This window comes from Shewanella sp. 4t3-1-2LB (genome assembly GCF_017368415.1).
Taxonomy (GTDB): domain Bacteria; phylum Pseudomonadota; class Gammaproteobacteria; order Enterobacterales; family Shewanellaceae; genus Shewanella; species Shewanella fodinae.
This window is the reverse complement of record NZ_JAFNJD010000069.1, coordinates 1-10,529: the sequence shown is the minus strand read 5'-3', so window position 1 is coordinate 10,529 and position 10,529 is coordinate 1. Positions and strand designations below refer to the sequence as shown.

Genomic DNA, 10,529 nt, shown 5'->3' with positions numbered 1-10,529 from the left:
GGCAACAGTGACTTGTTTTACTGCTTCGATTTTGAATTGTTCGGGGTAACGTTTATGGCTCATGGACACCTCTTTTTTTAGCTAGTTTATCTAACTAAAAGGTGTCTAGGAAATCAGTGGCGATTCAATAAGTTGTCCGATACATTTTTACGGTCGATTTATGGAAGATCGTATACCGGGAAATCGGTAATATCAGATGGTGCCGGATTAGCAGTCAGAGTATCTAAGCAAGGCGTAATAGGTTGGGTGTTTAGGTATCGACTTGGTGGCAGGAATACCCCGTTAAAATGGTTAGGCTTAGGAAGCTACCCCGAAACTTCGCTCAAACAGGCAAGAGATAAAAGGGATCAATGTCGGCAGTGGCTTGATAACGGCCGAGACCCCAGTTTTGCACTTCAAGATGCCCAGGAAAAGCTGTTAGCGCCTGTCACTGTAAAAGACGCTCTGGAATATTGGCTCGTAAATTATGCTGAGGAAAACCGAGTTAACGCTGAAAGACATCGGGCTCAGTTTGTGAAGCACATTTATCCCTATATTGGCCGTCTACCTTTAGATCAAACAGAAACTCGTCATTGGTTAGAGTGTTTTGACCGTATCAGAAAGGGGATCCCTGGTAAGCAACGACCTGCACCAGTAGCAGCCGGTTATGTATTTCAGAACGCTAAACAGGCATTAAGATTCTGTCGAGTTCGTCGCTATGCTATTAGTCGTGAATTGGATGATCTCACTATCCCAGACGTTGGCAGCAAGCAACGTCGAAAGGACCGCGTACTTTCAGACTCAGAATTTAATGATGTACTAATCCACATACAAAGCCGCCAATGTAATCGCTACTATGCCGATTTGATTTGGTTGCTGGTGGTCTTTGGGGCCAGATCTCAGGAGGTTCGTTGCTCGACTTGGGACGAGTGGGATTTTGAGAAAGGGCTTTGGACGGTTCCCAGAGATAACAGCAAAACGTCAGAGATAATCCTTCGACCTATCCCAGATGCTCTTCGACCTTGGCTACTAAGGCTTAAGGCTCGAAACCAAAAAGGGGGATATCTGCTGGGGGAATATAAAAACCCCGAAGCGGTGAGTGCTTTCGGCGGTAACATATGGAAGCGGCTTGGACACAAAGAAAAGTGGACGCTGCATGACCTACGGCGAACACTTGCTACTCGCTTAAATGATTTAGGTGTATTACCACACGTGGTGGAGCATCTGCTTGGGCATACAGTTAGTGGCGTCGCTGGCATCTACAATCGTAGCCAATATATGAATGAGAAACGTGCAGCTTTGGATATGTGGTTACGGACAATTTCACCTGACAGCTGGGATGGTTATCGTGCTTTTGGTTAATGGCAGGTTTTACACCAATAGCCTTACCAATATTTCATCCAAACAATGCTAGCCATATAGAAAACAATTACTTCATTAACTGTCATGTTAGCTATATAGCTAATAATTGGTGGCGTTGATAAGGCAAGCAGACAGACGATAGGTAAGACGGTAAGCCAATACCGTAAAGCGCTCGGTTTAACACAGAAGTACCTTTCAGAGCTCACAGGTATTCATAAAGTTACTATCTCAGAAATTAAGAATGGTCGTTTTACTGGCTCATTCGACATCTTTGAGCGCTTGCTTGATGCGGTTGGCCTAGAGTGTGAAATGACACCTAAGCGCCATGAGCTGCCGGATTGGGACGAGACTGAGAACTTGTTTTCGGTGGACAATTAAAAGGCCTTACAGGCTTGCTTACTCCCAAAAATTGTATAGTAAATGCCATATATGCCTCATAAAAGCTTTGTATATTTTCTATACTGAAGTAGTATTTTGAGTAGTTAATTACTCATTATTCGTTTATTTATGAGATAATGAGTAATTTATTACTCATTATCTGTTTTGGAGCTCTTATGGAACATTTGACCATTCAGGCGTTCATCAATGGCCAGTGGAGAGATATTGCACAGCTCTCTTTTCCTGAGAGTGAACAAGGTAATTATCGGCTCACCTCGTTAGATTACGAGCAAGCATACGCTTTGGCTGAGCTAGATAAAGACGACATGCACGCCGTCTCTCTAAACCACCCCGTGAGCTTGTTTTTTGATGAGCCGGGATGGCTTTGCTTCCTTGATGACATTATGCCGAGCGGTGCCAGCCGTCGCTATTGGTTGAATTATCTCGATATTGCTGATCTGAGTGTCGACGAGCAAAATTTTGTGTTGCTGAAATATGGCACCATTGCGCCCATAGGCAATTTGCGGGTCAAGGAATCGTTGCCCGAGCGCACGGCTATCGCAGATAAGCTGACCTTCACTGTTGACGATGTTAAGGATCGAGCAGCTGACTTTTTGGATTATGCGCAACATCGAGGTGCTGCCGCTGGTGGTGCAACAGGGGCTGGTGGTGAAGCGCCGAAGCTGTTGCTACGTTGCGACGATGGGCAAAATATCTGGATTGATAGCTATCAAGACGAACCTCAAAACCGAGACCTTCATTATTTGGTGAAATATCCGAGAGGTGCTCGGTCACCCGTTGACTGCGATATCTTACGCGCTGAATACCACTATTATCATGAATTGGTTGAAATGGGCTTTGAGACAATCCCTACGGCCAATATGCGGCTCGAAGAAGGCCATTCCTACCCGTCACTATGGTTGCCGCGTTTTGACATTTATTTCAGCGAGCGAGGCCAGCAACGTCATGCGATGGAGTCGGTCTATTCGATTCTTGGCAAAGGTGCGGGTGTGACTTTAGATCACGAGCAAACCATAAGAACGCTGATCGATAAAATCACTCACAGTCATATGGTCTTAGCACTAGGCTATCAGTTTGACGTACGCGCGTTTGTGCTTGAGTGGGTGCAGCGAGACTTACTCAACATTCTCTTTGGCAATAGTGATAACCACGGGCGTAATACCGCGTTTCTTAGAGGCGATGGTTGGATAAAGCTTGCGCCTATCTATGACTTTGCACCAATGAAAGCTGACCCTGAAGGCGTGGCCAGAACCACCAAATGGGAAGCACCGCTCGAAGTCGGGGGGGAGTATGACTTTCAGGGCATTGCTGACACATTAGCTGATTTAGTGCCTGCTCAGGCGCTGATGACAGAGTTAAAGCTCACCGCCCAGCAATGCCTAGGCTTGAAGCAACGTTTAATTGAACGCGGTGTACCTGAGCGGATCATCGACATGCCTGCTATTGGCTTTACTTATATTGAACAAAAGCTAGCGCGTTGGGGGCTGCTATGAGTGATAAACCATATACTGCTGAAACGGCCAAAGAAACCATTGCCCGTCTTAGAGCTAATCGGCAGCAACGGAGTGAGGTTGCCACTGAAGCGTTGAAGCGTCAGCAATCTGAAAATGTTGTAGAAGCGCCAATACAAGCCCCTAAGCGAGCCTCCAAGCAATCAAGCGGTGTTAGCACTATCGAACGGAAAAATGCGATTCATGCCACTACACAAAGGCTTATACGGGGAGAACTAACCCAAGGGCAAGCCCTTAAAACTCTTCGGGTTGATGTGTTAGGCCTGACGCAAGACGAGTATGCAGACTTGGTTAAAGTGTCTCGTAAGACCCTTTCTGATGTGGAGAATGACAGGGGTAGTTATAAGACTGATATCCTGAATCGATTGTTTAAGCCCTTTGGCCTTAAGGTGGGGATAGTGCCGATCTCCAGCGGCGTAACATGGCTTCTCTGATAGTGCTTCAGAGATCAATGCAGAAATGGATAAACATACCCATTTTGCATACTGGAGACTTGTATGAATAAGTTGACTAAATCTCAATACCGATGATGGCTGTCGTTCGAAAGAGTAGCCGCCAAATTGGGTACTTTCAATCGGGGGTTATTCAATGAAAAATATGTCTCGCGCTTGAAGGCATAGAGGTATCAGAACAATTTATGGCTATATTTTTTAACGGTTATAGCGTGTAATACTTTTATTAACGGTTATAGCGTATAAATATTGATTTAACGGTTTTGGCGTGTAAATGTGGTCTCAATGGTTGTGTCGCTTATTGCTGCTTTTATAAGGATTTGTTGATGAAAGTTACTACCCCCCAACAATTAAGTGCCTACCTAAAAGATGTACGGCTCAGTGACAAAAAATCACAGGCAGATGTCGCTAACAAAGTTGGGATTCGGCAAGACACGGTATCTAGCTTTGAGCGGTCGCCTGAGTCCACCAAGTTGGAGACATTTTTCAAGTTACTGTCAGCCTTAGAGCTTGAGTTGTCCATCCAGCCTCGCAACTCTTCAACGGGGCAAGATAACGCATCTGCGTGGAAGGAAGAATGGTAATGCCTTCACTTGATGTTTATATGAATGGTTACATGGTTGGAGTGTTATCTAAGCTCACCAATGGAGCCCATCATTTTAAATATGATACACAATGGCTCGCTACCGCAGACACTCGCCCGATCTTGTAGTGGTCAAACATAACCAATTGAACTACTGGAGAATAATATGAAAGCATTGATCAAATCTCGACAGAGGCTTCGGCGGTCGCTCGAAGGAGCGGCCGCCCGATTAAGTACTGTCAATCGGGATTTATCTAATGAAAAACACTTCTCGTGCTGTAAGGCGTCATCATCAACAACGCTTGAAACGTGCTCGTAAACACTATTGGGGTAATTTTGCTAGTGATTCAAGCAGGACCTTAGGAAAGTGTGTAAATACACCATGTTTATGCTCATGTTATCTATGTGGTCATCAGCGTAAAACATGGGGTCCTAAGGCCTCAGAAATCAGGCAAAAAGCGAAATTCAGTTAAGCCAGATTTAGGAGGACACTCTGTCCTCCTATCGATTATTCATCTAGGCCTGGGATGTCTGCTGAAAGCGCTCGACTTCAAACTGGACTAAAAGTCGTCTGGTAACGGAGTGGTGATTCAGATATTTCCCGTATAGGAGATAGAGACAATGCAAAGAAAATGGCGTTGTTTCGCCGTGTTGTGCTGAATTTGTTGCAACAACACCCATTAAAGGTGAGTAAACCGAGTAAGATGCGCAAAGCCGCGTGGAATGGGGATTTTAGATCAGCGCTTTTCTTTGGTTAACACATTTAACAAAGCATAATCCCGCCCTGGACTTTCAATACAAATTGAAATCAATTTGCCGACAAATTTGTAACGCAGCGCCTGCGATAAATTTCCTATAGATTACTTTCATTGCAACAGGCATTACCCGTCAGGTGATGCGTTTATCCGGTATTGGGAGTCGCCAATGGTTGAGCAAGTAACCGAACAGCAATTAAAAGATAAGTTACACCTCAGTGATTTTAAAAACATTACGGCTGAGGATTATCAAAGAATTCAGGAAATGCTGCAGCGGAATCAGCTTTCTATGGCTGAACTCAATGCGCTGGTTGGTATGATCCCACATATCGTGGAGTTGTTAAAAACCTGCGCATCAACCATGTCTATCGCTATTCAAGCATCTAGCAACAGCCAGAAACAAGTACTTGAAGGTATTTCTGGCTCACTGGAAGGTATCACCGCGATATTGAGTTGTATCGCTGAAAAAGTTGAAACTGATGAACAGCGTATCAAGATCGCAGAAATTGCATTAAAACTCGCTGATTATCAGTTACAAGTGGCTCGGATATTACAGGACGTTAATCACGAAAATAATAATGCCTATAAGCATTATATTGTCGTGGTGGCATCTGTTTTTTTAACGGCGGTTTCCATGATGTTTTACAAAAGACGTTAGGCATTTATTGGGTGTCTGATCGACCATTATCTCTGGAGCAATGGCATGAGTAATTTCTGGCGACTGAAAATGACACAGCAAGAACTGGCTCAGAAGCTGAGTAACAGTCAACTCTCTGTCCCTGAAGCAATGGCTCAGAAGTTACGCCCAGGTCACTGCATCGTGATTGCCAACTGGGATGCGTCAGTGCAACTAGGCCAGGTCTCTGCATTTGCCATAGTTCAGAATGTTAATCTTGGTAATGGTAGCGTTGAAGTCGCTGCCCGAAATTTTGATGTTGCCTTAAGACCAAATCCAGCAGGACGTCGCTACTGGTCGGATCGGGAGTTTTTCAAATTTGCGCCGGATGTTGTTGTGCGCTACATGTTGCAGGATTTGTTTGCTGAAGCCTTCTCGGAGCTTGGCCAGATTGAATTTGGTCGTGTGGTAGGGGCGCCTGCTTCCAATGTCAGCAAAGGGGCATCGCCTTCTGTGTCTGCTGTCGCCGGATTCGTATATCTGATCCACTCTCAATACGGATATAAAATTGGCAAAACAGTCAATATTAAAAGCCGTACCCAACTCTTTGCTGTCAAATTGCCTTTCCCTATTGAGCTTATTCATTATGCCTGGTTTGAAGATTACTCCTTTGCGGAGCGAACCTTGCATTTGAAATTTGCCAGTAAACGTCTGGAAGGAGAATGGTTTAATCTCGATGACAATGATATTGCTTTCATTAAAACCCAAGGAGCTCCGCAGTCGCTCGCCGGGTTATAAATCGTATTACTACTTAGCCAGCCAAGGTTGTAGTGATACTGATGTTTAAAAAACGCAACCGATAAGTTAAATGAGTGAAGCGCTACTCTTCACTCGTTTTGATATTGAATATTCCTTTTTGCGCGCCAGCGTAATTTCAGTGGGAAATATGACGATTAACAATCGTGATATCTATGACAGGAAGAAAAAATGACTGCCGTTATATTAGAGGATGTTGCTTGTACACTTCAGGTTAACGATGGCCTGTTGCATCTGACAACTAATACTGGGGAAAGTCAGTTATTGCCGTTAAACGATATTGAGCAATTGGTGATTGGCCAAGAGGTTCAGCTTAATGGTGCATCTATTATTGCATTAGCGAAGCATGGGATTTCATTATTTGCCTTAAATGCTCATGATGGTGCCTGTATAACCGGAATTGACACACCACGAAACTCTCTCAGAATAAAGCAATATTCTGCATGTACGAATGAACAACACCGATTAAATCTAGTGAAGCAGCTAATTGCAGCCAGAATGAAAGGGCAGAACCGGGTACTAAAACGATTAAAACAACCTCTGTTGCTTCCTCCTACTGATAAAGATTGGCAAAGCAATCTAATGTTACTCGAAGCTGCCATCAGTAAAGTTTACTGGCACCGTATTGCGGCGGCGGTCCCAGATAGTGGTTTTGATGGGCGCCATCGTCGCCCACCAACAGACCCGATTAACGCCTTGATATCGCTGGTGGCAACCATGGAAGATAGTTGCCTTGCAAAACATCTGTTAGCTGAAGGCTTTGATATTACGCTGGGTTTCCATCATGCCACAGGTTATAAACGCCACAGTCTATTGCTGGATATCAAAGAATTGACTCGTTATCAGCAAGAAAATTGGGTACTCGATTTGTGGTTGTTGGGTACATTATCCAAGAGTCATTTCTATGACAGTTCGCAAGGCTGTCGCTTGACCGCCGAAGGTCAGGCAATTTTTTATTTCACCATGACTCCAGCACCGAAATTCGCTGGACTACGCTACAGCCCGATACAGCAGGTTTATCAATGACTTAAGCGAGTTCAACATATGCCGGTGCTTTCCGAAACCTGACCTGACTTCCGACCGCCTGACTCCTATCCGGCCCTTGGAATCCAGGTCTTTCCAAGGAGTCATCATGGCTAAGATCAAACTCACTAAGTCCGCTGTCGATGCGGCGCAACCCCAGGCAGAGGCCGTCGAACTCCGGGACACGCTGGTCCCCGGCTTCCTGTGCAAGATTACCCCGGCGGGTCGCAAGGTGTTCATGCTCCAGTACCGGACGAACGCTGGCGAGCGCCGCAAGCCCTCGCTAGGACTGTACGGGGAGCTGACCGTCGAACAGGCGCGGTCGCTGGCGCAGGAATGGCTGGCCCAAGTCCGCCGAGGCGGAGATCCCGCCGCAGAGAAGGCGGAGGCGCGCCAGGCACCTACGGTCAAGGAGCTATGCACGAAGTTCATGGAGGACTACTCCAAGAAGCGCAACAAGCTCAGCACCCAAGCCGGCTATCAGGCTGTCATCAATCGCAACATTATTCCGCTGCTGGGACGCAAGAAAGTTCAGGACGTGAAGCGTCCTGAAATCGCCGGACTGATGGAAAAGCTTTCGTACAAGCAGACCGAGGCGAACAAGGTATTCAGCGTCTTGCGCAAGATGTTCAACATGGCCGAGGTATGGGGCTATCGGCCCGACGGTACCAACCCTTGCCGTCACGTCCCGATGTTCCCTGCCGGCAAATCGACTCACCTCATCAGCGACGAAGAAATGGGCAACCTGTTCCGACAGCTCGACAAGATCGAGTCGGAGGGGCTGGAGAACTACGTCATCCCTTTGGGAATCCGCCTGCAGTTCGAGTTCGCCGGCCGCCGCTCGGAAATCATCGCGCTGGAATGGAACTGGGTTGACTTGCAGAACCGGCGCGTCGTCTGGCCTGACAGCAAGACAGGCGGCATGTCTAAGCCCATGAGCGAGGAAGCCTATCGGCTACTCTCGACGGCACCCCGGCAGGAGGGTAGCCGCTATGTGCTGCCTTCTCCTAGCCACGCTGGCAAGCATCTAACCACGGGCGAGTATTACGGTGGCTGGAGCCGTGCGCTCAAGGCGGCTGGCGCTACGCACGTGGGCACGCACGGCATCCGCCACCGTTCGGCGACCGACATTGCCAATTCGGGCATCCCGGTCAAGGTCGGCATGGCGCTAACGGCGCACAAGACCGTCGTCATGTTCATGCGCTACGTCCACACCGAGGATAAGCCGGTGCGAGAGGCGGCCGAACTGGTGGCGAATCGGCGTAAGACGATCACCGGGATGCAGGGAGCCAAGGAGGTGGCCGCATGACCCGGCGCAAGGCATCCGTCTCAGCGCCAGCAGCGCCGCCCGCGCTGCTGGGCGACATCCGGGCACTGATCGAAGCGTCGCGCCAGCGCGTCGCCTCGGCGGTCAATGCCGAGCTGACATTGCTGTTCTGGCGCATTGGCCAGCGCATCCATACGGAAGTGCTTGCCGGGCAGCGGGCCGGGTACGGCGACGAAATCCTGCCGACCCTGGCGGCGCAGCTTGTCCGCGACTACGGACGTAGCTTCGCGGACAAGAACCTGCGCCGGATGGTGCAGTTCGCCGCCACCTTCTCGGACGAGCCAATTGTCGTGACGCTGTCACGACAATTGAGCTGGTCGCATTTCGTGGCGCTGCTGCCGCTAAAAGACCCGCTCCAGCGGGACTACTACGTGCAAATGGCCAGCGCCGAACGCTGGAGCGTGCGGACGCTACGCGAGCGCATCGACTCGATGCTATACGAGCGCACGGCGCTGTCCAAGAAGCCGGACGAGACGATCACGCAAGAGCTGGCGGCGATGCGCGATGCGCAGCGCATGTCGCCGGCGCTGGTCATGCGCGACCCGTACATCCTCGACTTCCTGGGCCTGCGCGATACCTGGCAGGAAGGCGACCTGGAAGCCGCGATCATCCGCGAAATGGAGTCTTTTTTGCTGGAGTTGGGCGCGGGCTTCTCTTTCCTAGCCCGGCAGAAACGCATCCAGATCGACGACGAGGATTTCCACCTGGACCTGCTGTTCTATAACCGCAAGCTGCGGCGGCTGGTGGCGGTGGAGTTGAAGATCGGCGAGTTCAAGGCAGCATACAAGGGGCAGATGGAGCTTTATTTGCGTTGGCTCGACAAGCACGAACGCGAACCGGAGGAAGCCTCGCCGCTGGGCATCATTCTTTGTACCGGCAAGAAGTCAGAGCAGATCGAGTTGCTGGAGCTGGACAAGTCGGGCATCCACGTAGCCGAATACCTGACGACCCTGCCGCCGCGTGCGGTGCTGGGGGAGCGGTTGCAGCAGGCGACCGAACGGGCGCGGTTGCAGATCGAGCAGCGGCAGCCTGGCGAGAAGTCCTGACAGCAGCATCTGTCCAACCGTACACCCAAACCACAGCACGAGCATGTGGCAACGGATCTCTTGCTCTATCGAGGCTCCATGCTAGTGTGGAATCGCCATAGGCCGATAAGGAACTGGCCTGCGGCTCAAGGATGCGCTGGGGCTAGTGGGCGCGAGCGCCCAATCACATGATTATCGCGGGCAGCAGCGCCATGTTCTATGCCGATCGCTGTTTTAATTAAATATCTCAAACTATAAAGTCAGTTAATTTTTTCAAAATATTCACGAATCAAGTCATCATTTTTTAAATACGAATCGAGAACCTGAAACAGAAAAAGATCCCCGCTAATATTTATATCAAACGGGATCATTGAGTTATCTATTTTGAATGTCTTTATTTTTCTATGCCCCTTGATGTTGGCATTGCTCAATCTTTCTTGATAGCTATCCAACGTATATACGATAAATTCGTGATCCAAGTGAGTTATAAAAAAATCATCGCCTTTTGAACTGTATTCAAGATGGATGACTTGCGTTACGACGTCGTCGCCTGCCAGGGCGGGATCGTACTTTTTAGCCCGTGTTGAGTTGTAGCTCTATGCTGTGATCTAATGGCTGCCCATTTCGCAATTAGCAGCCCTGATGGACTTACTCGAACACTTGACGGTTGTTGAAGAAACC

At 48.5% G+C, this 10,529-nt stretch carries 11 protein-coding genes and 1 pseudogene; all 12 read left to right on the top strand.

The features are described from left to right. The first annotated feature begins 132 nt into the window (after nt 1-132). The 12 genes and pseudogenes from J3L11_RS17975 to J3L11_RS17920 all read left to right on the top strand — a co-directional run bounded on the left by J3L11_RS17975 (nt 133) and on the right by J3L11_RS17920 (nt 9,869). The gene (locus J3L11_RS17975) at nt 133-1,341 is read left to right on the top strand and encodes a site-specific integrase (RefSeq protein WP_207571866.1); all 1,209 of its coding nucleotides are present in this window, start codon (nt 133-135) and stop codon (nt 1,339-1,341) included. A 102-nt stretch (nt 1,342-1,443) separates the two neighbouring features. Then, nucleotides 1,444-1,719, top strand: coding sequence for a helix-turn-helix domain-containing protein (locus tag J3L11_RS19430; protein ID WP_347566527.1), 276 nt, complete (start codon nt 1,444-1,446; stop codon nt 1,717-1,719). A gap of 176 nt (nt 1,720-1,895) precedes the next feature. Further along, the gene (locus J3L11_RS17965) at nt 1,896-3,233 is read left to right on the top strand and encodes a HipA domain-containing protein (protein ID WP_207571865.1); all 1,338 of its coding nucleotides are present in this window, start codon (nt 1,896-1,898) and stop codon (nt 3,231-3,233) included. After that, nucleotides 3,230-3,685, top strand: coding sequence for a helix-turn-helix transcriptional regulator (locus J3L11_RS17960; protein ID WP_207571864.1), 456 nt, complete (start codon nt 3,230-3,232; stop codon nt 3,683-3,685). Before J3L11_RS17965 ends, J3L11_RS17960 begins: the two co-directional genes overlap by 4 nt. Nucleotides 3,686-4,029: 344 nt before the next feature. Beyond that, nucleotides 4,030-4,287: a helix-turn-helix domain-containing protein gene (locus J3L11_RS17955; protein ID WP_207571863.1), complete on the top strand. Its 258-nt coding sequence runs from the start codon at nt 4,030-4,032 to the stop codon at nt 4,285-4,287. Further along, on the top strand, nt 4,281-4,415 hold the full coding sequence (locus tag J3L11_RS17950; protein ID WP_347566526.1) for a HipA N-terminal domain-containing protein: 135 nt from the start codon (nt 4,281-4,283) through the stop codon (nt 4,413-4,415). Before J3L11_RS17955 ends, J3L11_RS17950 begins: the two co-directional genes overlap by 7 nt. A gap of 470 nt (nt 4,416-4,885) precedes the next feature. Next, nucleotides 4,886-5,044: pseudogene (locus J3L11_RS17945) on the top strand (ISAs1 family transposase); the annotation flags it as partial. Between the two features lie 166 nt (nt 5,045-5,210). Next, nucleotides 5,211-5,699: a hypothetical protein gene (locus J3L11_RS17940; protein WP_207571861.1), complete on the top strand. Its 489-nt coding sequence runs from the start codon at nt 5,211-5,213 to the stop codon at nt 5,697-5,699. A 45-nt stretch (nt 5,700-5,744) separates the two neighbouring features. Then, nucleotides 5,745-6,455: a GIY-YIG nuclease family protein gene (locus J3L11_RS17935; RefSeq protein WP_207571860.1), complete on the top strand. Its 711-nt coding sequence runs from the start codon at nt 5,745-5,747 to the stop codon at nt 6,453-6,455. A gap of 189 nt (nt 6,456-6,644) precedes the next feature. Next, complete coding sequence (cas1, locus tag J3L11_RS17930) at nt 6,645-7,499, top strand: CRISPR-associated endonuclease Cas1 (RefSeq protein ID WP_207571859.1); 855 nt, start codon at nt 6,645-6,647, stop codon at nt 7,497-7,499. Between the two features lie 106 nt (nt 7,500-7,605). After that, on the top strand, nt 7,606-8,805 hold the full coding sequence (locus tag J3L11_RS17925) for a site-specific integrase (RefSeq protein WP_004883034.1): 1,200 nt from the start codon (nt 7,606-7,608) through the stop codon (nt 8,803-8,805). Then, nucleotides 8,802-9,869 (top strand): PDDEXK nuclease domain-containing protein, encoded by a 1,068-nt coding sequence (locus J3L11_RS17920; RefSeq protein ID WP_004883035.1) that lies wholly within the window; start codon nt 8,802-8,804, stop codon nt 9,867-9,869. Before J3L11_RS17925 ends, J3L11_RS17920 begins: the two co-directional genes overlap by 4 nt. Nucleotides 9,870-10,529 lie beyond the last annotated feature (660 nt).